Origin of the sequence: Vibrio sp. T11.5, assembly GCF_027587155.1 — a bacterium.
Classification (GTDB): Bacteria; Pseudomonadota; Gammaproteobacteria; order Enterobacterales; family Vibrionaceae; genus Vibrio; species Vibrio neptunius.
Map to the genome: position 1 here is coordinate 228,751 of NZ_JAPPTP010000003.1, position 21,944 is coordinate 250,694.

Consider the following 21,944-nt stretch of genomic DNA (forward strand, 5'->3'; position numbering starts at 1 on the left):
TCCCGAGATCTTATCCTAAAACCAATTTCGCAGCCTGAAAAGGTTGAGCTTGGCATGCCAGAGGCGGATCAAACAGTACTAGCAGATATTGCAGAGCGTGAAAATGTGATTATTGGTGTGCGTCCCGTTGATGAGAAATCTAAATCTCTGATTGCCTCTAAGATGTACAGCAGCAAAGGTCTCTTCGTTAAAGCCAAAAGTTCTGATTGGGGACCAATGTCAGGTTTTATCCCAGTAGATCAATCATTTGCAAAAGCATCAGCAAGAAGAGATCTTGAAACGTTTAACCGTCATGCAGAGCAATCTATTCAATCTGGTAATGCGGTAAGTGCCGACTTGTACCTCAATCAAGTTAGGGTAGAAGAGCTGGTCTCCAAATATCACTCACTCACCCCTCTGGAGCTGGATGACCAGAGCGGTATGTATAAAACAACGGCGACCAATGGTGACCAAAGCGTTCCTTTCTTCCTAAATAAGGTGACGGTAGACGGCAATGAGCTATGGCAGGTTCATTACATCACAAATGGGGAATTGGCGCCGTTTAAAGTCATTGGTGATCCGGTCTCAAAGCAGCCGATGACGGCAGATTATGATTTGCTTACTGTGATGTATTCCTATGGAGACCTCGGTCCACAGGATAAGATAAAACAGCCATTAACATGGCAGCAGTGGAAAGACTCTGTTACGTATGAAGACTTAACGCCTAAATACAAAGAGCTCTATAGCAATGAAGATCTCTACAACAAGAAAGATGGAGCAAGCCTTGGTAATTTGAGCGGCCGCTTAAAAGAGCTTAAGGATCGGATTAATGTTGATTTAGGTCGAACTAATGGTCTCGAGATGGTTCATCACGGTGCAGATGACGCAAATCCTTATGCCGTTATGGCGGATAACTTCCCTGCTACTTTCTTCGTTCCGAAAAGCTTTTTCGCCGAAGATGGCTTAGGGAAAGGCAAGGGCTCGATCCAAACCTATTTCAATGTCAATGAACAGGGTGCAGTGGTAATCCGAAATCCACAGGAGTTTTCTGATTTCCAGCAGGTGACGATCAATGCAAGTTTTCGCGCTTCATTTAATGATAAGTGGAATCATGGCTTAGATGAGCCCTTATTTACGCCCAAGCGTAAACTGTCTCATGAATTTCTAAACAAGAGAGATCAATTACTTAAAAAGTTATCGGGCGGTCGTCTCGACGAACAGGATGAGACACTGGTGGCGCTTGGTAATCCAGATGATGTGTCAGGTAACAAGGCCAAAGTAGCGGTCGATGTATCGCAGATCTTTACTAGGCAAGAACTCAAAGAGAGAGCAAACGTCTTCGCTAAGCCGATTGGTGCATCCTATCAAGGTATTCTCGATCAACTTGATCTTGTTCATCAGACGGTAAGCCGTGATCAAATCGTCGCGAGCTTTGAGCTGAATAAGAAGGTCAATGCCTACATAGCTGAACACCCAACGTCGGGGCGTAATCAAGCGCTAACGCAGTTGAAAGAGCAGGTCACCAGTGCCTTGTTTATCGGTAAGATGCAAGTTGCCCAAGCGGGTATTGACGCAATCGCACAAACAAGACCGGAGCTTGCAGCGCGTATCTTTATGGTCGCGATTGAAGAGGCCAACGGTGAACATCTAGGTTTGACGGATATGATGGTTCGTTGGGCCAATGAAGACCCATACTTGGCACCGAAGCAAGGCTACAAAGGCGAAACACCAAATGACCTCGGCTTTGATGCCAAATACCACGTAGATCTCGGTGATCATTACACTGACTTCAAACAGTGGCTAGAAACGTCTCAGTCTAACGGGTTGTTGAGTAAAGCTGTGTTGGATGAATCCACTAAAACGGTTCATCTTGGCTATAGCTATCAAGAACTTCAGGATTTGACGGGTGTAGAATCGGTGCAAATGGCATTCTACTTCTTGAAAGAAGCGGCAAAGAAAGCGGATCCGATTTCTGGTGATTCAGCTGAAATGATATTGCTGAAGAAGTTCGCTGATAATAGCTACCTAGCGCAACTTGATTCTGACCGTATGGATCAAATTGAAGGGATCTACCGTAGTAGCCATGAGACGGACGTTGATGCTTGGGATCGTCATTACTCTGGTGCAGCTTATGATCAGTTGACGACTAAACTTGCTGGTGCCGCGGGTGTTGACGAGCAGCTTTCGGTTCTTCTCGATGACCGTAAAGGGCTCTTGATTGGTGAAGTGCATGGCAGTGATGTCAATGGCTTGCGCTTTGTTAATCAACAGATGGATGCGCTGAAAAAGCAGGGTGTCACCGTGATTGGCCTTGAGCATTTGCGCTCAGACCTCGCGCAGCCACTAATTGATCGCTACTTAGCTACAGGTGTAATGTCGAGTGAATTAAGTGCAATGCTTAAAACCAAGCATCTCGATGCTACTTTGTTTGAAAACGCACGTGCGAAAGGTATGCGTATTGTGGCGCTGGATGCCAATAGCACCGCGCGTCCAAACGTTCAGGGAACTGAACATGGTCTAATGTACCGTGCTGGTGCAGCAAACAACATTGCGGTGGAAGTACTACAAAGCCTGCCTGATGACGAAAAGTTTGTTGCCATCTATGGCAAAGCGCACTTGCAGTCGCACAAAGGGATTGAAGGGTTCGTTCCAGGTATCACGCACCGCCTTGACCTTCCTGCGCTAAGAGTCAGTGACTCGAACCAGTTCAGGGTTGAACAAGACGATATGACTTTACGTGTTGTCTACGATGATGTTGCCAACAAACCGGAGATCACGTTTAAGGACAGCCTGAGTGGCGCAAATACAGCTATTCACAACCAAAATGTCAATGACTGGGAACGTGTTGCTGTGACACCAACAGCGGACGGTGGTGAAACCCGTTTTGACGGTCAAATCATCGTCCAAATGGAGAACGACTCTGTTGTTGCAAATGCCGCCGCTAACCTCGCGGGTAAGCACCCTGAAAGCAGTGTAGTAGTGCAGCTGGATTCAGACGGCAACTACCGTATTGTGTATGGCGACCCGGTAACACTGGATGGAAAGCTACGTTGGCAGTTGGTGGGTCATGGTCGTGATGATTCAGGCAGCAACAACACACATTTGAGTGGTTACAGCGCCGAAGATCTGGCAGAGAAATTAGCCAATTTCCAGCAGTCGTTTAGCCAAGCGGAAAACATCAACAACACGCCTGATCATATTAGTATTGTTGGTTGTTCATTGGTGAGTGATGACAAACAAAAAGGCTTTGGTCATCAGTTTATCAATGCGATGGATGTCAATGGTCTTCGCGTCGATGTGTCTGCACGCAGTTCAGAATTGGCAGTTGATGCGACGGGTCGCAAGCATACTAAGGACGAAAATGGCGATTGGATTCAAAAAGCCGAAACCAATAAAGTGTCGCTAAGCTGGAATGAGCAAGGCGAAGTGATTGCCAAGGAAGAACGTATTCGCAATGGCATTGCCGAAGGCGATATCGACCTATCTCGTGTTGGTGTCAGCGACGTTGGTGAGATTGCACGTGGTGCGATTGGTGACAACAATGATGTGTTTGATGCGCCAGAAAAACGCAAAGTGGCAACGGAAACATCATCTTCCGCTGCAAACAATAAACTCAGCTACTCCGGCAACATTCAAGTCAACGTGGGTGATGGTGAGTTTACAGCTGTAAACTGGGGCACATCCAATGTGGGCATTAAAGTCGGCAGCGGTGGCTTTAAGTCGCTGGCCTTTGGTGACAATAACGTCATGGTTCACATTGGTAATGGTGAGAGCAAACACAGCGTCGATATGGGTGGCTATCAGGCACTAGAAGGTGCACAAATGTTCATCGGTAATCGCAATGTGAGCTTCAACTTAGGTCAGAGTAATGATCTGCTTGTGATGATGGACAAGTCTATTCCTACTCCACCATTGGTGAATCCGTTCGACGGTGCCGCTCGTATTTCGGGTGTGCTACAGAGCATTGCTACCTCGGGTGAGGGCCAAGATTGGCTTGCGGCTCAAGAGCAGCAATGGACATTGTCGGGGGCGAAGAAGTTCGTCAAAGATATGTCTGGCTTGGATCAGAGTAGCAGCGTTGATTACACCAGTTTGGTTGAACTGGATTCGCACCATGAGCGCAGGAGTCGTGGCCTGAAACACGATACGGAAGCGGCGTTAAACAAGCAGTATAACCAATGGTTAAGTGGCAATAGCGACTCTAGTGCCGGCAAACTCAGCCGTGCAGATAAGCTTCGTCAAGCCAATGAAAAGCTGGCGTTTAACTTCGCCGTGGGTGGTCAGGGTGCGGATATCCAAGTAACGACAGGCAACTGGAACTTTATGTTTGGTGACAACATCCAGTCAATTTTGGATACCAACCTAGGTTCACTGTTTGGCCTCATGACACAGCAGTTCTCTGCCACAGGTCAGGCAAAAACCACCTTCACCTATACGCCAGAAGACTTGCCTCGTCAGCTAAAGAATAAGCTGCTAGGTCAAATAGCTGGAGTCGGTGCTGAGACCACGCTGGCGGATATTTTTGGTGTGGATTACACCACTTCGGGCCAAATTGTGTCGCGCAATGGTGAGGCCGTCGATGGTGTGGCGATCCTCACAGAGATGTTGGAGGTCATTGGTGAGTTCAGTGGTGATCAAATGCAGTCCTTTGTTGACCCTGCTAAGTTGTTGGATGGCTTGAAGTCGGGTATCGACATGGGGGCAGATGGCATTCAGTCTTTTGCTGAAACTCATGGACTGAAAGACAAGGCACCAGAAGAGGAAGAAAATAAGTCTTCGGTTTCTATTAATGGTACGAGTGTGAATAGTAGTCAAGGAGCGACTGATTCTGATGGCAATACCGAAACAGCAGAAACGCAAGATCGTGCTTTTGGCTTTAACTCGCTTAACCTGCCTAATTTGTTCGCGACTATCTTCAGTCAAGACAAGCAGAAAGAGATGAAATCGCTGGTGGAAAATCTCAAAGAGAACCTCACCGCTGATCTACTGAACATGAAGGAAAAAACGTTTGATTTCCTTCGCAACAGTGGTCACCTCCAAGGTGATGGCGATATCAACCTCTCCCTAGGAAACTACAACTTCAATTGGGGTGGTGATGGTAAAGATCTTGGTGCGTATCTAGGAGACAATAACAACTTCTGGGGAGGACGAGGCGATGACGTATTCTACGCCACAGGCACGTCAAACATCTTCACTGGTGGCGAAGGCAGCGATATGGGCGTTCTGATGGGACGTGAAAACATGATGTTTGGTGGTGATGGTAACGACACTGCAGTTGTTGCTGGACGCATTAACCATGTCTTCCTTGGCGCCGGTGATGACCAGTCGTTTGTCTTTGGTGAGGGCGGTGAAATTGACACTGGCTTAGGCCGAGACTATGTGGTGACGTCTGGCAACTTCAACCGTGTGGATACGGGAGACGGTCAAGACTACTCGGTAACGATTGGTAACAACAACCAAGTAGAACTAGGCGCGGGCAATGACTTTGCTAATGTCTTCGGTAACTATAACCGTATCAATGCAAGCGCGGGTAACGATGTGGTGAAGCTAATAGGCTACCATGCCGTGCTGAATGGTGGTGAGGGCGAGGATCACCTCATCGCTGCTGCCATCTCTAAGTTCAGTCAGTTCAATGGTGGAGAAGGCCGTGACCTGATGGTGTTGGGTGGTTATCAAAACACCTTCAAAGGTGGCACGGATGTGGACAGCTTTGTGGTGAGCGGTGATGTCATCGACAACCTTGTTGAAGATATTAGCAGCGAAGATAACATTGTCTTCAATGGCATTGATTGGCAGAAACTGTGGTTCGAACGTAGCGGGTACGATCTGAAATTGTCTATCCTGCGTGATCCAGCAAGCGAGACTAACCAAGCGAAGTTTGAGCATATTGGTTCGGTGACGTTCAATGATTACTTCGACGGCAAGCGTGCGCAGATGATTATCGCAATGGGCGAGAAAGACGCAAACGGTGAACGTGAGTACACAACGTTATCTGAAAGTTCGATTGATGCACTAGTACAAGCAATGAGTGGCTTTGACCCTCAGGCTGGTGACAATGGATTCATCGATAACCTAGACAGCAAATCTCGCGTGGCGATTAGCACGGCGTGGGCGGACGTTGTCCATAAAAAAGGTATAACGGTGTAATAATCACCTTCCATTAACATCAAAGCCGCCTCAATATAGGCGGCTTTTTTCTAGCATCAACATAGGCAGGCGGAGAATAATAGAGGTTGGGAATTTAAACCTTTTGTGCGCCACCATTAAGCCAGAGATTGTTTGGGTTGAACTTTAAGAAGCGCTATCAGAGACCACAGAGTTAACAGGTAACCCCTGTATTGCTCTTAGTGCATTCTCAGCAGCATTTTTTCGCTGCTCAAGTTGGGACTCGATGGAATGATAAGCGGCATGTGGATTAATGAGTAATCTGCCAGCCAACCATGCTTCATTCCCTTTCCATGCATCGATCAACTTGCCACTCTTTGGTGGTTCTTGTGGCAATACATCTAATGAGACAGAACTCAGGTTTTCAGCCTTTAAAGCCGAGTAAAAGATATCGATATCTGATATCAACCCGCCTCTTGCCGTGTTAACAAGAGAAGACCCTTTTTTCATCCTACCTATAAAGTTCGAGTCTACCAACCCTTGAGTGGATTTATCCAAAGGACAATGCAGGCTTACAATATCACTAGTTTCTAATAATTCTTCAAGAGATACGCATTTAGAGGTACCAAAAACTTTCTCTGTGCCTTCTGTGATATACGGGTCATAAAACTGAGTTTGATAACCTAGCGCTTTGCATTTGCTTAATGTGAGGCTTCCTATTCGCCCCATCCCAATGATACCAACAGTTTGCGAGGATGTTCGCTTTATTTCAGGAATAACATTCTCTTGCCACCCTGATGAATACAAGGGTGCAACTGCATTATATCTAGTTACCATACGAGTGGAGTTGATAATCATCGCCACGGCTGTATCTGCTACCTCTTCAGTACAGTAGTCTGGATTATTACATACTATAATGCCTCTGGATTTACATGCATTTAAGTCAATTTTATCGAAACCTACACCGTAACGAATAATAACCTTAACGTTTGGAAAGTCATTTAGAAAACTTTCATCAACTATCTGGTGCCACACCAGCAATACTTCCACATCTTGTTCTATAGACAAGGTAAGGTGATCACCTAAAATCTTTCTTTCAATCGTGGGATCCGTGATCCTATCAGTGATAAATACCTTATTCATTTGTTATTTCCTTCGGTTGCTTATTATTTTGTTGCCATGTTTTGTATAACCACACGCTTAGTACCGCTGCTAAAGCTATAAACATTCGAATTGCCAAAATCACAGTGACATCGGAACCAAACATTAAAAATATTAATGTTTCCTCTATCAGGCCGTGTGCGAGCATCAAAAATGTTAGTAAGTACACTTTGTGCTCATTCTTCACCGAATTTATGTCTTTTAATAGAATGCCTGCTCCGTAAGTTACTCCAAGTAATCCACCTACGAAGAGACTCGACATATAGGTATGTTTTTTTAGATATGCATTATAGGTTTTCGATTTCTTGATTAGTTCGAACATGCATATAAGAGCGGAAACAAGAACGCATATCTTAATACATAGAATCGCGGCATTAATGCCTGCATTTTTAAGTAGATCAATAAAGCCGTTGTATTGCACGGACTTTATTTCTTGATGAAACACTCCACTAGAAAGTGTCTCTGGCGTAATTATAGAAGCAAACCAAGCTCCTACTATCCCAAGTAATAAACGCGATATCCAATGCACATTAATTGGGAAACCTACCTTTTTTAACACAGCAGATTCTAGTGGTATAGAATGACATATTGCTATAAATGTTCCTACGATAGTCCATTCGTAAGGAGTGAGTGAAAGTCCAGCTGCAACGGCAATGCCAGCATATATATTCAAGAAAAAGCTGGCCGCAAAGGCGATAGCGACTTCTTGTCTGAGATTAAGTAACTGTGTTATCGGCTCAAATATGAAGCTCGTATATTCAGTGACTCCATAGAACTGTAATATTTCACTGAGTATAGAAAATGGAATAACAAGCTTTGCAATCACTAAAGATACTTGAAGCGATTGTTTAAAAATTTCATTCATAACTAGCCTCTTACACAAAGTTGTAGTCAATTATCAACATGTCTCTGATGCCGCGCTCGTTTGGCGATGAGCAGGAGATAGGTGAGACGTCATGTTTCACGCGGTTGTCATCGACAATAATGGTATCGAATGAGTCATTAAGTAGCTTATGGATCAGTGGTTTTTCTTCTTTAGGAGTATAAATTCCTGAAATACCGCCATTAATATTCTTTCGCTGTATCAGATGTTGAGATACAAAATGATGGCCATCTCTATGAATCCCTTCTGGAGTAGGTAGACCCAGTTGATTTCCGTCAGCTATAACTCTAAAGAGGTGTGTATTGATAACTAAATTTTTACCTTCATATTTGTTTAAAGGGATAAAATCTAAACAATAGTCGACTAGTCCTTTTAAGAATCCACTAGACGAAAACTCGTCACAGACCGTCTCAAATTTTCTATCATTGCCACCGTTTAATGGGTTTATTTCTTTGGACTGATAGAAATAGTTCTGCGTGCTTTTCTTTAGAACTTTAGAGTCTAAACAATATTCAAAACAGCCAAATCTTCTTTGTCTATATGTACCACCATCACCCATGTAAGCATCCATGGGTAAATCATCCCAATACTTTTCTATCGGAATATCTTTTATTTCTTCGGGAATATGATTACTTTCTATGACCATATATCCATATGATACTAAATCATTTTTTTTAGTTTTCTGTTGCATGAATCTAAACCTAGCCTTGGGTTGTTTCTAAATGGTGATTTCTTTTGAAATTAATATATTTTGGTCTTTGTGCAGAGTAGCAATAAGGTGGTCTCCTTTGTTTAGGCGACCAACACCTGATGGTGTGCCTGTCATAAGAATGTCACCAGAATCAATACCAAATTCTCGGTGAGAGTCTTCAACTATTTTTGCTACAGGGAATATCATTTGGTTGATATGCCCTACTTGCCTGATTTCGTTATTAATAGTTAAGGTAAATTCAATGTTAAGCTGGTCAAAAGAACTGACCGCACATTGGTAGTCGACAAAGTTTGTTAGTGGGCAAGAACCGCGAAATGACTTTGAGCGTTCCCAAGGGTGGCCTTTGGATTTTAGTTTGCTTTGTAGTCCTCGTCTCGTTAAGTCTAGCCCTAGCCCAATACCTGATATCGATAGTGACTTTTCACTTTTTATGTCGTCAATTTGAATTGCTAGCTCAAGTTCATAGCTTATTTCTTCATAGCGAGAAAGAGTTTCTCCTATATTTTCAAAGCTGGATATGCATGATGCGGGTTTAATGAACAATATGGGGCTTTCTGGTATTGGGTTATTAAGCTCTTTAGCATGTTCTCGATAGTTCCTTCCAACACAAATTACTTTATTCATTATTCCCTCTGAATCATAAAAGTAGGCAAAAGTTCGATGTGTCTCGCATGAAATTTTCAGACTAACCAACATCTAACCAATTGACTTTATTAGTATCTCTAAGTAATTTAGCGAGAAAAAGATAAATAATCGCAAAGGATTTATGTGTTATGGACACAAATCGGCTGTTACCATTACTTTCAGAAATGGCAATATTCGTGAACGTTGTCGAATTGGGCAGTTTTTCTAAGACTGCTATTAAGCTTGGAGTATCACCTTCCTCTATCAGTCGATCTGTCGCCAGACTAGAAGAAGCACTTGAAATTAAGTTATTGAATCGTTCTACACGTCGAATGAAATTGAGTACAGATGGTGAAGAAGTGTTTCGTATGTGCTCCCAAATGCTAGACAATGCTACAAAGGCAGTTTCAGCTGCTCAAGCGCGAACTTCTGAGTATAGCGGTAATTTAAAGATAGCGGCTCCTAAAGCATTTTCTAAGCAAGTTTTGACTCCAATCATTCTCGCATTTATAAAAAAATATCCAAAAATTAAACTGCAATTAACTATCGCTGAAGAATATATAGACCCTATAAATGAAGAGATTGATATTGTAATTCATATCACTAGTGCACCGGTTGAAGGCCTGGTAGCAACGACACTTGGAAGCCGACATAATGTCCTATGTGCTAGCCCTGACTATATAGATAAGCATGGCGCACCGCAGTCACCGCAAGATATACCCAATCACAACTGTATATGTTTAAGTGAGAAACACTTCGATAGAGTATGGCATTTTTCTAATGACTCATGTTCAGAATCTATTCAGGTTGCCGGTAGCTTTTCAGTCAATCACAGTGAGATTCGGCGTGAGGCTGTATTAGAAGGCATGGGAATTTCCATTTTCCCTGATTTTTCGGTGCAAGAGTATATTGATTCTGGTGACATTGTTCCAATTTTAGGTGATTGGCGAGTTGGGGCTAGTAAACAACAATTTGTTGTGGCGCAATATATTCAATCAAAGTTTGTCCCCAAACAGCTAAAAGTGTTTGTAAACTTTCTAAAAGAGCAAATGGCATCATGAAGTCATTGCTGATTTGAAGTTGTTGACACTCTTCGTACACAAGGTTTACCCGATGTTGTTAAAGTAGGCCTCAATGTAGCCAAGTGTAAATAAATTGACAGGGTTTGGACGATAAAACCACCGTCAATTTGTCCCTTTATTATGAAGTTCAATCAACAACGTACCCCCATGCGCAATCATGAGTGGGAAGTGAAGCTGTTCCAGCGCCGTGCGGTCGTTGCTTTTATTGCGATGATCACCTTATTGGGGGTGCTGGTGGCAAATCTTTACCATCTTGAGGTCAAAGATTTTAGCTACTACCAAACTCGGGCCAATGATAACCGAATTCAGGTTCTGCCTATTTCGCCTGCTCGGGGCCTGATTTACGAACGTAATGGTCATCTGATTGCCAAAAACATTCCTGTCTATGTGCTGGATGTGTTTCCCGATAAAGCGGTCAACCTCGAACAATCGATTGTTAATCTGCAAAAATATGTCGATTTATCACCGGAGCAGTTGCACAAGCTAAAGCATCTCTATCGCGGACGCTTTAAGGCGGTGACGATAAAAGGGCAGTTATCCGAACGAGAAGTGGCGCGTTTTTCTGCTCATCAACATGAATTTCCGGGCTTTATGATCAATGCGGAAATGAAGCGTTTCTATCCTTACGGTGAGTCACTCACACACGTTGTTGGTTATGTTTCTCACATCAATGATCGTGATATTGAACGTCTCAAGCGTCGAGACGAGCTATCTAACTATCGGGCGACAAAGAACATTGGCAAGCTAGGTATCGAACGCTACTACGAAAAAATGCTCCATGGCAAGCAAGGTTACGAAGAAGTCGAAGTCAACAGCCGCGGGCGAGTGATTCGCACCATCAAATATGTTCCTCCTGTCGCGGGGAAAGACATTGTGCTGAATATCGATGCTGATTTACAGAACTATGTCTATGAGTTACTAGGAGACAGGCAGGGCAGTGCGGTCGTACTCGACCCGAAAGACAACAGTATATTGGCGATGGCGTCCAGCCCAAGCTATGATCCTAACCCGTTTGTCGATGGAATTTCAGGCCCTGCCTATCGTCAATTGCTTGAGGATGCCCATCACCCATTGGTTAACCGTGCCACTCTTGGTGTTTATCCGCCCGCTTCTACGGTGAAGCCCTTCATGGCTATTGCTGGGCTGAGCGAGCACGTCATTAGCCCAACGACGATCCGCAACGATCATGGTCGTTGGCAGATTCCAGGTTCCAGTCGCCATTCTAAAGCTTGGCGTGATTGGCGTCGCTGGGGGCATGGTGATGTCGACGTCACGTTAGCAATAGAAGAATCGGTAGACTCATTCTTCTATCAGATGGCTTATGATTTGGGGATTGATCGCATCTCAGACTGGATGGGGCTGTTTGGGTTTGGTCAACTGACAGGCATCGATATTCTTGAAGAAACCGCAGCCAATATGCCAACTCGAGAATGGAAACAGCGACGTCATCATCAGCCTTGGTACAAAGGCGATACGGTGCCAATCGGTATTGGTCAGGGATACTGGACGGCGACACCATTGCAGATAGCAAAAGCCACATCGGTATTGGTCAATCATGGTAACGTAACCCCCCCTCACTTGCTCAAAGCAGTGATCGAGCATGGCCAGAGTTTTGAGTCCGCAACTGCGGTGGATCAGCCAGTATTCAACGACATGAAGCGAGTAGATGACAAATCATGGGACATTGCTCTCAATGCGATGCGATTAGTCAATGAGGGAGCAAGAGGATCAGGCCGCAGAGCGTTCAGAGGGACTGAGTATTGCAGTGGTGGGAAATCTGGTACAGCGCAAGTATTTGGTCTCAAGAAAGACGAAGTTTATAACTCCAAAGCGCTGAGACACAACCTCCTCGATCACGCATTGTTTACCGGTTTTGCACCTTGCCAGCACCCAGAATATGTCACCACTGTGGTCATCGAACATGGTAACGGTGGGTCAAAAGTTGGGGCACCTTTTGTCAGGCATGTTTTTGACCATTTACTCACTGAAAAGGATAAACAGACCTCCAATAAGCAGACCTAAACCTGTATCCCTGCATTGTTCTATCGTCTTACGATGAATTTTTGATGATCGGTAGCGGAATCCTATATGGTCAACTAAATTCATATGGTTAGTTGGAAGCTATGAGTAGAGTAGGGATACGAACATGAAGCGACTTTTGTCTCAGTGGTCTGTGACCAATCGTTTGATCGCTATATTCGTTGTATTTGTCGTCACTATCGTTTTGATTGCGACCGATATTATTGTTACTTTAGAAAAGAATAAGCAAGACGGTACGGTCATTAATGTCGCAGGTCGACAGCGAATGTTGACCAAGAAGTTTGCCAGTGAGGTCATGCTCTCCATCTATGAGGGGCATAAGTCTTCTCATCCTCAGCTCAACTACGACAATACTATTAAACTTTATGAGACTTCACTTAGGGCATTGAAAGGAGGAGGCCAGACCTTCTCTGACTTAACGATGAAAACCCCAATTAATCTGGTTGAAAGTACCGCGCAAGATTTTAAAAGTAGGCTTAGTAATGTAGAGCAGTTGTGGAATACGCAAAAAGCCATGGCTTTCTCTTTGCTGCAACAAACGGGCAAGCCGACCGAAGAGCAGGTTGATCAGTTTATGCTAGCCAACCACAAAACACTGGGGGCGATGCACCAAGCGGTACTGAGTTATACTCGCTATGCAGACGGCAATGCTCAAGGCTTAAAGCAAGATATCTTAGTCATAGCGGGTTTCGGTATACTCGTTGTTATTGTACTCTCATACTTTATCGGCCACAGCCTAACCCAGCCAATTCATCAATTGGTGGCAGTGAGCCGAGACACCAGAAAAGGTGACCTAGAAGATAAAGACCATATCGACGCGCTGATCAACAAGAGTGAACTTGGTCTGTTGGCGAAGAATATTCAGTCGATGAGGCATGCATTGTCTTCGGTGATTAAAGGCCTCAAAACCAGTGCGGACAATATCTCCAGCTTATCGGGCCGGGTAGAGTTGCTATCGCAAGAGGTCAATGAAAGCTACGATGATGAAAAATGCAAGTACGAAGAGATTGCGCAAATTTCTGATGGCTTGGTCGATTCCTTTAGCCGTGTTTCAGGGATGGTGGGTCAAACGTTAGAATCGGCTGCGCAAAGTCAAACCAGCGCAAAGCGTGGTTTAGATTCTGTTCACGCCAACATGAAAGCCGTCGAGCTAGCTTCTTCGGAATCGCATAAAGTGTCTGAAAATATTCAGGAACTCAGCTCTGTTGCTGAGCAAGTGTATAGCATTATTGATGTTATCCAGACCATTGCCGAACAAACCAACTTACTAGCGCTCAATGCGGCGATTGAAGCGGCACGGGCAGGTGAGCAAGGCAGAGGCTTTGCCGTTGTGGCTGACGAAGTGAGAATGCTGGCGAGTAAAACCAATGACTCAACGGGAGAAATTAGTAGCTTGCTCAATGACTTGACCGACCGAGTGAAAGTCTCTGTTGATTCTGTCGCTCAGTTACAGAAAGAAGTGGAAAACAGTAAGCAATGCAGCAGTGAAACAGCGGATAACATCGATAAAATTTCCAGCTCGATTACGTTAACCGTCGAACAACAAAATGAAATTGCCGTACTGATTGACGAGCAGTCTCGTAGCATCAACGAACTCAAACAAGCACAAGACTACCTATCTAATCTTCTTCAGAATACCAACAAGAAGATCATCGACAGCTCTCATATTGCGGTAGATATGAGTGACATGGCGAAGGGGATCTCGTCCACCTTAAATGACTTCTCTACGTCGGTTCATAAGTAACAATTGGATCAATAACGAACAACTCTGAATCTACTTGGGGTTGCTCGTTTGTCGTGTGGTCAAGGTTTCATCAAATCATCACTTAGCGCCTATCCTTTGCCTCACCGCATCAATTTGAACTCATCATATCGTTGTGCCATCGCCTGCTCAAACTTGCCCGCACGGTTATCGAATTCATCCAAATTGCAGTACAGAATCATAGCCTATTCTTATCGAGCTCTTGGCATAATAGGCCCCAATGTATTGGGTTATTGGGCCTTGGAAGTTGCCAAGGTTACCTTGTTGTTTGATTTGCATGATAACAGTTACAACCATTTGCCCAACGACAGGGGAATGGCAATCTAACCTGACTTCGGACGTTATCTCTCTCAAACAAGGAGGAAACAATGCCCGAGCCGATACAAGATGATAATGACACCGCTTATTTTTGGGTATTACAGACGTATTGAATCCCCCAATCTTATATTTTAACCTGTGGATGACGTGTTGACGTCATGTATTTATTTAGCCCTTATTTGAAATAGTGAGGTGGGTATAGTCATCGGGTCTTGTTATGTAAAGCCTATTACTCAATGTGGGGTAAGCTGTATTTTTATATTTAAATGTCTGCCTACAAAGTGTGATAGAACGGATTTTTACAGCAAATATTGAATACTCGTCTTGATGCATTAGTTAACATGATATAACATACTGTTTTTCATTGAATAATTGGTTGGGAAAATGACAAAGTTTACAGAATATAAAGTGGTTCACGTTGTAGAAGGCGGCTGTGGTACGGTACTACTAGGTGCAAGTGGATTGCCTGTACAAAAAATGGAAGCCGATCTAAATAAATATGTACAAGACGGTTGGCAGGTTGTATTTCAGGTCATTGAACAGAAGCGCTTTATGTTGTTTTGGAAGCGTGAGGCTGTAATTATTACTCTTGGCCGCTAAGCTTGCTTAAGTATATTTCTTTGACATTGATCCATCGCTATCAAGCGAGCGGTGGATCAAAGAAGTTGTTGAATATCGAATGTAATTTTGAGCCGACATGCTCTGAATACACAAAACAATGCATTGCAAAGTATGGGGCGATAAAAGGTTGGAAACTAGGTTTAGAAAGGATTAAACGATGCAACCAACCTGACCTCATTGAAAAAATACGTGATGAGGTGCCGTAATGCGCTTATTTGAGCCAATTGAACAGTTAGAAAAAAATGAAGAACTGCTAAGAAAGCAGGTGAATTCATTACCTGAAAACCAAAAAAAAGAATTCTTTGAGCGACAATCTAAGAAGCTTAAAGACCCAGACACTTATGCGACGTTGAACTGGTTTTTTCTAGGTGGTTTTCACCACTGCTACTTAGGTAAATATGCCTTGTTTGCACTTGAATTGATCTTGCTAACGGTCAGTGTCATAGGTCTTTTTCTCGGCCACACAAGCGCGCTTTTTATCCTCGCATTACTCACAATCTATGAGCTTCCTCAACTCTTTTTCTCGCAGAAAATCGCGAGACAACACAATTATAAACTCTCATGTGACATCTTTAATGATGTACGGAGGGATTAGCGGGCAATTACCCAAAGCATGCCTCACCTAGGACTCTGATCTCAGATATGTCAACGTGTAAGCGTAAGCAGCGTTAGCAGCCAGACTTTGACGCTCTATATTGTGTAAGGATAAGGTTTGTGTGTCTAGTGCACAAAAGCTGGCAAAAAATTGCCAGCTTAGACGTTGATAGCCTGCTTTAACAGGCTAAAAGGATGCGTGTTACTTCTTACTTGTGTCTTTATTGGCGTCTTTCCAATATTGAATTCGGACACGATGAAGTTGCGCTCTTCTCATTTTCTTCATGATATTCCCTCACTTTTTATTGGCTTGCTCGTCTCTGAGCCTATGTGAATCAAGTTCCTCATGAACAAGATTTAATGTAGCGACCAAATTAGAACGTCGCTAGGTTTTAGATCACATTTTCTTGTATGTACGTCATACCTTATTTATTAAAAGTGAACGCAAGCTCACTTTAATGGGATTGCAATGCAATTAAAATAAAATTGCAATACCGTCTTTATCTAATAGAAACAATACTTTAACGCGAATGTCATTTTAACTCTCTATCATCTGCTCGCTATTAATAAAAAACATACTCGAGCAAGGAGTCAGCAATGTGGAATCGCGATGAGCAAGATTCTCAATTCAGCCAAATGATCGAGGCGAGATTGTCTCGTCGTCGTTTTCTGGCTGGTACCGCAGCAGTGGGTGCAGGTGCATTTCTGTCGCTTAACCCAATTACCAAGGCATTTGCCGCAGGCAAGCGAAGCGCACTACTGAATTTTGACGCGGTTCCTGCCTCTACATCAGATGCGATTATTGTGCCAAAAGGCTATAAAGCCACACCTTTATTATCATGGGGCGATCCGATCTTTGCCGATGCGCCAGAGTTTGATCCGAGTGGTAAGCAAGACTCAAAAGCCCAACAGCGCCAGTTTGGTGATAATACGGATGGCATGAGCCTATTCCCAATCACGAAAGACCGTGCTGTCATTGCGGTCAACAATGAATACACCAACTACGAGTACCTATTTGATCATGGCGGTAAAGCGATGACCGCTGATGATGTGATGAAATCGCAGGCTGCTCACGGTGTGACTGTGTTTGAAATCGTCAAGTCTGGTGGTGAGTGGAAGCTGGACAAAAATGGCAAACGTAACCGCAGAATTACGGCGGCGACCGAAATGAAGCTCACAGGTCCAGCGGCTGGTCACGATTTAATGAAAACCAAGCTAGATCCAACGGGTATGAAACCTTTAGGTACATTCAACAATTGTGCGAATGGTCAAACACCATGGGGTACCTACCTAACATGTGAAGAGAACTTCAATGGCTACTTTGGTACCAGCGGTCGCACAAAGGTCTCTGACGATCACGCACGTTATGGCGTTGCGCCCAAGCCTAGCAAATATCAGTGGCATGATACTGATGAACGTTTCGATGTGGCTAAACACCCTAATGAACCACACCGCTTTGGTTGGGTGGTTGAGATCGACCCGAATGACCCGACCTCAACACCGCTTAAACGTACCGCGTTAGGCCGCTTCAAACACGAGAATGCTGCGCTGCTGATCAATAAAGACGGCCATGTCGTGGTTTACTTGGGTGATGATGAGCGTGGCGAGCACCTGTACAAATTTGTATCTAAGAACAAATATCAGCCAGGCAACAACACGGCAAATCGCGATCTACTGGAACAAGGGACACTGTATGTCGCCAAATTTGAGATGGATGACGCCGAACTGAAAGGTAAGGGCCAGTGGTTGGATCTGACACATGGTAAAAATGGGTTAACCAAAGAAAATGGCTTCCATGATCAAGCCGAAGTGGTGACCTTTGCACGCCGAGCGGCAACTCAGGTTGGCGCAACCACAATGGACCGTCCAGAATGGGTTGCTGTCCATCCTGACAACCAGCATGTTTTCTGTACCTTGACCAACAACAAAAACCGTGGTGTCAAAGAAGGTCAGCCAGTGGGTGGACCTAACCCACGTAAAGAAAACCATTATGGTCAGATTGTTCGCTGGATACCACAAGGTGGCGATCATACCAGCGAAGGGTTTGAATGGGATTTGTACCTGATTGCGGGCAACCCAAGTGTACATAAAGGCAACCTTTATGCAGGTAGCGACAACATCCATGCAGACAACATGTTCAATAGCCCTGATGGTATTGGATTTGATAAAGCAGGACGTCTGTGGATTCAAACCGATGGGAACTACTCAAACAAAGGCGATTTTGCCGGTCAGGGCAACAACCAGATGTTGTGTGGTGACCCCATGACAGGTGAGGTTCGTCGCTTCTTAACGGGCCCAGTAGCATGTGAAATCACAGGCCTGACGTTCTCAGAGGATTACAAAACCATGTTTGTCGGTGTTCAGCATCCAGGTGAGAAAGGCGCGCCTTCACATTTCCCGGCTGGTGGAAACAGCAAACCGCGCTCGACAATCATGGCAATCACTCGCGAAGATGGCGGTGTGATTGGCGCATAGATAAACCTATTCCACTCAGGAATATTGCACTACTCAAGGGGCTATTTGCCCCTTTTTTTGCACTTGCAACCGACGTGTAAGAATAAATATGCGTAAATAGGCATAAAAACTGTGATCTTGTGGCCGCTAACCACTTAATGTTGTTGTTCGGTTTGTACGGTATAACTATAGTGGAAACGTACCCATATAATTGAAAGGTGTTGAGCCCCGAGTAAACTCACAGAGCTGATACGAAAAATTGTCCGTAAACAGTATGCATGTCTCAGTGATGTTATTACTGAAAATCAATCGAAAGCGTCGAAGAATAAAGTATTTACAAAGGCCCTTTAGCTCATCGCTCCGGCGACGCCACACCTTAAGTTATCGGTACGTATGTTGATAACCAAGGAGGAGGTTTGGCTATGATTGTTCTCGGTTTTGTTACTCTGGGTATCCTTGTTTTCTTTGCTTGTTGGGTCTGCCAACATGGCCTGCCTTTTTTTGGTATGCATTTGGATGAAACAGATCAGCTTCTTCTTGCAGAAGCCACTGGAAAAGGCGTATTAGAAGCATAACTGCCACCCATTGATAGATATCGTATAAAAAAGGAGCCTACGGCTCCTTTTTTGATGTCAGAAATGGACAATAGAGTTAGTCTGAGCGACCACGCCCCGCTATCTTCCATTTATTGACAATCTCACCTTGTTTCACTACGTACAAATAGTCGAAGTTGTTCAGCGTTGTATCGCAGTGACTTGGAGTTAACACGAGCGTTTCACCGATGTTCAGTGGATTGCCGTCACTAAGATGAACAATACCATGTTCATCTCCACCACATTGATAGGTGAGATCGGGACGAGAATCGACAATTGGCATTCCGAGATCAATGGAAAGTGATTTCATACCCGCATCGATGACAGCGCGTTGCGGTGTTGGTTGACTAATCACAGTGCTTAACACTTTGAGTGCCGAGTTGAACTGTTGATTGAGATGGGCATCTTGTTCATCGCCAATATTGCGATAAGCGTTATCCATAAACAGGTAAGAGCCCGCTTGGATTTCAGTGTACGCTAGCCCTTGATAAGCTTGATAGGTGCCAGTCCCCCCGCCACTGATGATTGCGGGGACAAGATCACGAGGTTTTAATTGGTTGTCGATAAAATCAAACAGCTCAGAGACAGCAGAACGCGCTTGCTGTTGGCGCTGTTCAAAGCCTTTCATGAGCTGTAAGTGGCCGCTGTACGCTTGAATACCCGCATAATGGACACCTTGAGTTTGGACGACTTTCTCTATCATGGCGAGTAACTGCGGTCCTACTGCCACTCCGCATCGTTGTTGGCCACTCTCTACTTCAATCAGAAGATTGACGCTGATACCAGCCTGTTGCGCAAGTTCTGCGATCGATTCTATATGCTGTGGGTGGTCGATTACTTGATAGAGGATCGCTTGGGGGTATTGGATATGAAGATCAATCAGGCGTTGATACTTAGTCTGACCTGCAATAGGCGTTGTGATAAGGATGTCGCTGATACCACCTTGAAGCATGACCTCTGCCTCACCCAGTTTTGAGGTACAGATGCCTTGTGCCCCATATTCAATTTGTTTGTGGGCCAGTTGTGGGATTTTATGTGCCTTTGTATGGGGGCGTAGGGTTAAGCCGAGCTGATTTATTCTGCGTTGCATCTCCGCTAAGTTATGTTCGACCGTGTCGAGGTCGATAAACAAAGCAGGTGTATCGATGTGTTCTAGTTTCATTGTTTCACACTTGTTGTTTTGTTGAACGGCTTCAGGGTAACACTCAGGCAATTAGATTGATTAAAAAAATTGTTAAATATGGCGAGGTTAGGGCGATTAGCAAAATGAAAATGAGTGACCGACATTTGTTGTGTTTTGCATTTCATATTGAGAATCAGATTGTGCTCTGATTTTGCCAGTTTCTATCATAATGAATTTTATGCACTTTTATGCTTATATCTATTTCCTATTTTTTGGCACGTGGTTTGCGTTATTCAATGACCAGGCTTGATTCAAACTGCGTTCTAATTTGACAAGCGTAATCAAAGAAAATAGGAGAAGGTTATGGCTCACTCAACTCACACACATCGTTCTAGAGGCGCTGTCAACCATACAGATTCTTATACTTTGACTACCGACGTCAATCTGTCTCGTGCCCAAAGAACAGCAGCAATTCACCTCGGCTCACAGCCACTGTTGTCGATTCTTCCTCAAGAGGTAAGAGATAGGCTCAGTCAAATGCTCAGTCTTCGATCGGAAGAAGTAGTGTCTGAGTATTCGGAGGAGGACCAATCGCTTTCAGCCAAGGCTCTCTCTCCGTTATTGATGGATTCTGGGCGGCTTCTGATCTCAAGCGGATACCGTCGTCAGACTCAGTTCGATCCAAACAGTGTGAGCGCAGGTAAGGATACGCTCGGTTCTCTCAGTATTGATAAGTCTGGCTACTGGGACTATTCAGTCTACAACATTAAGACGCAATTTCTACTGCAGGGCGAACGTAAGCTTGAGCGCTTCTCCCTATACTCTGATGCGGGCGACCCTATCACTATTACACTCACTTTGATTGGCGTCGAGGGTGGTGCTGTGATTGATGAATTAGCCACAGAAATCACGGTTGGTTAGTCGGGGTGAAAGTGACTCGCAATCTCTTTCATAATGGTGGTGAAGCGTTGCGGTAACTGACGATGTCTTTTCGTTAGGAAGTATAAGGTTTCTACCACTTCATGACTCGCATGATAGATGGCAATATCGTCCCTGTCTGGAAATGAATCGAGAGCACTCTTTGGCAAGACGGTAAAGCCGAGCCCTTTGGCGACAGGCAACAGTATCTGGCTTAACTGATTGACGTACCCTGTGACTGGCAGCTCGTCTATGTTGATCTTCTCTAGCAAAGGTTCCCCGCATTGGGCAAAGTAAAGAGAGAGATAGTGGAAAGCATCAGGATGCTTAATCAACCCCATCGCTTTCAAATCCTCTGGGGTGGCATTTTTTATTGAACGGCTGGCAGGTAGCATCAGGCAAAGAGGTTCAATACCTAGTGTTTCTGATTCAAAGCGAGAGTCGGAAGGAATATGAGTGACAATCCCTATATCACACTCGCCAGAGAGTACATCAGCCAAAATTTTATGGTGTGGAGCGGCCTCGAGTTTCGCAACCAGTGTTGGGTGTTTACATTGTAAATTAAGCAGAGGCGGGTAGAGCAGCAATGCCAAAGCGCCTGAACAGGAAAGCGAAACACTACCAGAGTAAGGGTCTTCAATATTCAGTGAATTAATCAGCTCAGCCTGCTGGTGCTCGATTTGTCGAGCATAGTGATAGACAGATTGCCCAGCTTCTGTGATTTCAAAAGTCTTGTGATGCCGGGCGATAAGCGTATGGCCGCATGCTCGCTCAAGCTTTTTAATATGCTGACTCACCCCTGGCTGTGTCATAAACAGCCTTTCAGCGGTTTTAGTGAAGTGACCAGTGTCGATGAGTGTTTGAAAGGTTTTCAGCCACAGCGGATTTAGCATCGTCATCTTTTAATAACAAAAAATTATTACTAGTAGTCTAAGTGATAACGTGAAATTTGGGTAGTGTGAGTAAAATAGCGAG

The 21,944-nt window shown here is 44.4% G+C and carries 15 protein-coding genes and 2 pseudogenes; 11 read left to right on the plus strand and 6 right to left on the minus strand.

Annotated elements, in window-relative coordinates; translation table 11 throughout:
• Window positions 1–57: 57 nt before the first annotated feature.
• A pseudogene (locus OH455_RS23395) lies at window positions 58–2,685 on the plus strand (anthrax toxin-like adenylyl cyclase domain-containing protein); the annotation flags it as partial.
• Between the two features lie 105 nt (window positions 2,686–2,790).
• Window positions 2,791–6,126 (plus strand): annotated as a pseudogene (locus tag OH455_RS23360) (C80 family cysteine peptidase); the annotation flags it as partial.
• A gap of 144 nt (window positions 6,127–6,270) precedes the next feature.
• On the opposite strand, the gene OH455_RS05530 reads toward OH455_RS23360, so the two are convergent.
• Genes OH455_RS05530 through OH455_RS05545 form a run of 4 tightly spaced genes read right to left on the minus strand, consistent with a single transcriptional unit; the run spans window position 6,271 to window position 9,464 of the window.
• Entirely contained in the window at window positions 6,271–7,227 is a 957-nt protein-coding gene (locus OH455_RS05530) for a C-terminal binding protein (RefSeq protein ID WP_269980636.1), read from the minus strand.
• Window positions 7,220–8,110, minus strand: coding sequence for a hypothetical protein (locus OH455_RS05535; protein ID WP_269980637.1), 891 nt, complete (start codon window positions 8,108–8,110; stop codon window positions 7,220–7,222). The genes OH455_RS05530 and OH455_RS05535 overlap by 8 nt, the downstream gene beginning before the upstream one ends.
• Window positions 8,111–8,120: 10 nt before the next feature.
• Complete coding sequence (locus OH455_RS05540) at window positions 8,121–8,819, minus strand: 2OG-Fe dioxygenase family protein (RefSeq protein ID WP_269980638.1); 699 nt, start codon at window positions 8,817–8,819, stop codon at window positions 8,121–8,123.
• A gap of 27 nt (window positions 8,820–8,846) precedes the next feature.
• On the minus strand, window positions 8,847–9,464 hold the full coding sequence (locus tag OH455_RS05545) for a fumarylacetoacetate hydrolase family protein (RefSeq protein ID WP_269980639.1): 618 nt from the start codon (window positions 9,462–9,464) through the stop codon (window positions 8,847–8,849).
• 149 nt (window positions 9,465–9,613) lie between these two features.
• Between OH455_RS05545 and OH455_RS05550 the strand changes: the two genes are divergently transcribed.
• The 8 genes from OH455_RS05550 (at window position 9,614) to OH455_RS05585 (ending at window position 18,910) form a co-directional block, all read left to right on the plus strand.
• Window positions 9,614–10,525 (plus strand): LysR family transcriptional regulator, encoded by a 912-nt coding sequence (locus OH455_RS05550; RefSeq protein ID WP_269980640.1) that lies wholly within the window; start codon window positions 9,614–9,616, stop codon window positions 10,523–10,525.
• 141 nt (window positions 10,526–10,666) lie between these two features.
• Window positions 10,667–12,568 (plus strand): penicillin-binding protein 2, encoded by a 1,902-nt coding sequence (mrdA, locus tag OH455_RS05555; RefSeq protein ID WP_443088585.1) that lies wholly within the window; start codon window positions 10,667–10,669, stop codon window positions 12,566–12,568.
• A 124-nt stretch (window positions 12,569–12,692) separates the two neighbouring features.
• Entirely contained in the window at window positions 12,693–14,330 is a 1,638-nt protein-coding gene (locus tag OH455_RS05560; RefSeq protein ID WP_269980642.1) for a methyl-accepting chemotaxis protein, read from the plus strand.
• A 720-nt stretch (window positions 14,331–15,050) separates the two neighbouring features.
• Complete coding sequence (locus OH455_RS05565) at window positions 15,051–15,266, plus strand: DUF4177 domain-containing protein (RefSeq protein ID WP_045974165.1); 216 nt, start codon at window positions 15,051–15,053, stop codon at window positions 15,264–15,266.
• Window positions 15,267–15,286: 20 nt separating this feature from the next.
• Complete coding sequence (gene yidD, locus OH455_RS05570; protein WP_257713400.1) at window positions 15,287–15,493, plus strand: membrane protein insertion efficiency factor YidD; 207 nt, start codon at window positions 15,287–15,289, stop codon at window positions 15,491–15,493.
• Window positions 15,493–15,882: a hypothetical protein gene (locus OH455_RS05575; protein ID WP_269980643.1), complete on the plus strand. Its 390-nt coding sequence runs from the start codon at window positions 15,493–15,495 to the stop codon at window positions 15,880–15,882. Before yidD ends, OH455_RS05575 begins: the two co-directional genes overlap by 1 nt.
• Window positions 15,883–16,478: 596 nt before the next feature.
• A complete protein-coding gene (locus OH455_RS05580) occupies window positions 16,479–18,356 on the plus strand; it encodes a PhoX family protein (RefSeq protein WP_269980644.1) in 1,878 nt (625 codons plus the stop codon).
• 395 nt (window positions 18,357–18,751) lie between these two features.
• On the plus strand, window positions 18,752–18,910 hold the full coding sequence (locus OH455_RS05585) for a hypothetical protein (protein WP_269980700.1): 159 nt from the start codon (window positions 18,752–18,754) through the stop codon (window positions 18,908–18,910).
• Window positions 18,911–18,986: 76 nt separating this feature from the next.
• Here the strand turns inward: OH455_RS05585 and OH455_RS05590 are convergent, their stop codons facing one another.
• On the minus strand, window positions 18,987–20,090 hold the full coding sequence (locus OH455_RS05590) for a DSD1 family PLP-dependent enzyme (protein ID WP_269980645.1): 1,104 nt from the start codon (window positions 20,088–20,090) through the stop codon (window positions 18,987–18,989).
• A gap of 324 nt (window positions 20,091–20,414) precedes the next feature.
• On the opposite strand from OH455_RS05590, the gene OH455_RS05595 reads away from it, so the two are divergent.
• A complete protein-coding gene (locus tag OH455_RS05595) occupies window positions 20,415–20,972 on the plus strand; it encodes a VCBS domain-containing protein (RefSeq protein ID WP_269980646.1) in 558 nt (185 codons plus the stop codon).
• On the opposite strand, the gene OH455_RS05600 is transcribed toward OH455_RS05595, so the two are convergent.
• Entirely contained in the window at window positions 20,969–21,862 is an 894-nt protein-coding gene (locus tag OH455_RS05600; RefSeq protein ID WP_269980647.1) for a LysR family transcriptional regulator, read from the minus strand. The two genes, OH455_RS05595 and OH455_RS05600, sit on opposite strands and share 4 nt — an antisense overlap.
• Window positions 21,863–21,944: the final 82 nt, after the last annotated feature.

Bases quoted from the DNA above. Each gene is read 5' to 3' on its own strand.
- OH455_RS05550 (WP_269980640.1), top strand. From the start codon at position 9,614: ATGGACACAAATCGGCTGTTACCATTACTTTCAGAAATGGCAATATTC.
- OH455_RS05560 (WP_269980642.1), top strand. From the start codon at position 12,693: ATGAAGCGACTTTTGTCTCAGTGGTCTGTGACCAATCGTTTGATCGCT.
- OH455_RS05580 (WP_269980644.1), top strand. From the start codon at position 16,479: ATGTGGAATCGCGATGAGCAAGATTCTCAATTCAGCCAAATGATCGAG.
- OH455_RS05600 (WP_269980647.1), bottom strand. From the start codon at position 21,862: ATGCTAAATCCGCTGTGGCTGAAAACCTTTCAAACACTCATCGACACT.
- OH455_RS05575 (WP_269980643.1), top strand. From the start codon at position 15,493: ATGCGCTTATTTGAGCCAATTGAACAGTTAGAAAAAAATGAAGAACTG.
- mrdA (WP_443088585.1), top strand. From the start codon at position 10,667: ATGAAGTTCAATCAACAACGTACCCCCATGCGCAATCATGAGTGGGAA.
- OH455_RS05535 (WP_269980637.1), bottom strand. From the start codon at position 8,110: ATGAATGAAATTTTTAAACAATCGCTTCAAGTATCTTTAGTGATTGCA.
- OH455_RS05590 (WP_269980645.1), bottom strand. From the start codon at position 20,090: ATGAAACTAGAACACATCGATACACCTGCTTTGTTTATCGACCTCGAC.
- OH455_RS05545 (WP_269980639.1), bottom strand. From the start codon at position 9,464: ATGAATAAAGTAATTTGTGTTGGAAGGAACTATCGAGAACATGCTAAA.
- OH455_RS05595 (WP_269980646.1), top strand. From the start codon at position 20,415: ATGGCTCACTCAACTCACACACATCGTTCTAGAGGCGCTGTCAACCAT.
- OH455_RS05530 (WP_269980636.1), bottom strand. From the start codon at position 7,227: ATGAATAAGGTATTTATCACTGATAGGATCACGGATCCCACGATTGAA.
- OH455_RS05565 (WP_045974165.1), top strand. From the start codon at position 15,051: ATGACAAAGTTTACAGAATATAAAGTGGTTCACGTTGTAGAAGGCGGC.
- OH455_RS05540 (WP_269980638.1), bottom strand. From the start codon at position 8,819: ATGCAACAGAAAACTAAAAAAAATGATTTAGTATCATATGGATATATG.